Source organism: Mycolicibacterium arseniciresistens (assembly GCF_030519285.1).
Classification (GTDB): Bacteria; Actinomycetota; Actinomycetes; order Mycobacteriales; family Mycobacteriaceae; genus Mycobacterium; species Mycobacterium arseniciresistens.
In genome coordinates, this window is sequence record NZ_JAUMSQ010000335.1 from 1 (window position 1) to 1161 (window position 1161).

The 1161-nt window shown below is 70.2% G+C and carries 1 protein-coding gene; it reads left to right on the forward strand.

Annotated features, from left to right (window positions below; all coding sequences use genetic code 11):
• Positions 1 to 47: 47 nt before the first annotated feature.
• A partial coding sequence (locus Q2100_RS27625) for a DUF222 domain-containing protein (protein ID WP_302916612.1) occupies positions 48 to 1161 on the forward strand: 1114 nt, incomplete at its 3' end.

The following is a 1161-nucleotide window of genomic DNA, read 5'->3' on the forward strand; positions in this document are numbered from 1 at the left end:
ACACCCACCCACAGAAAAACCTGCCGACTTCTTGACTCAAGACAGTTATGGTGCCTCCCGGTGCCGACGAGGCGGGGTTGCGGGCCCGCCTCGAGGAGTTGGAGGTGGCGAAGTCGGCGGCCGCGGCGGGACAAGCCCGGGTCACCGCCGAACTGGACCGGATGCGTCGCGCCGCAGAGGCTGCCGCAGGAGTGCCCGCCGCCAAGCGGGGCCGCGGGCTGGCCGCTGAGATCGCCCTGGCCCGCCGCGACTCCCCCAATCGCGGTGGCCGTCATCTCGGGTGCGCTCGGGCGCTGGTGCACGAGATGCCGCACACGTTGCGAGCGTTGGAGTGCGGTGCGCTCTCGGAGTGGCGGGCCACCATCATCGTGCGGGAATCGGCCTGCCTGAGCATCACCGACCGCGCCACCCTCGATGCCGAACTGTGCGGCAACCTCAAGAATCTCGACGGGTTGGGCGACAAGCGGATCACCGCCGCGGCCAAGACGATCGCCTACCGCCTCGACCCGCAGGCCGTGGTCGACCGGGCCGCCAAAGCGGTCACCGAACGCACGGTGACCATCCGCCCCGCCCCCGACACCATGACCTTTGTGACCGCGCTGCTGCCCGTCGCCCAAGGAGTCGGGGTGTATGCGGCGTTGAAGCGCGCCGCCGACACCACCTTCGATGGCCGCTCGCGTGGCCAGGTCATGGCCGACACCCTCGTCGAACGCACCACCGGCACCCCCGCCGAGGTGGCGGCGCCGGTCGCGGTCAACCTGGTGATCTCCGACCAGACCCTGCTGGGCGGTGATGACACACCGGCCCACCTACAGGGTTACGGACCCATCCCGGCCGCGGTGGGCCGCGGCCTGGTCACCGCCGCCGTGCGTGACAAGCGGTCCAAGGCCACGCTGCGCCGGCTCTACCGGCACCCGCGGAGCAATGCGCTGGTGGCGATGGAATCGCGGTCACGCTGCTTCCCAAAAGCCTTGGCGACGTTCATCGATCTGCGCGACCAAGCCTGCCGCACCCCGTACTGCGACGCCCCGATCCGCCACCACGACCACGCCCACCCCCACCACGACGGCGGACCCACCAGCGCGTTCAACGGCCTCGGCGAATGCGCGGCCTGCAACTACTTCAAAGAAGCCGACGGCTGGCAGGTCACCACCACCGAAC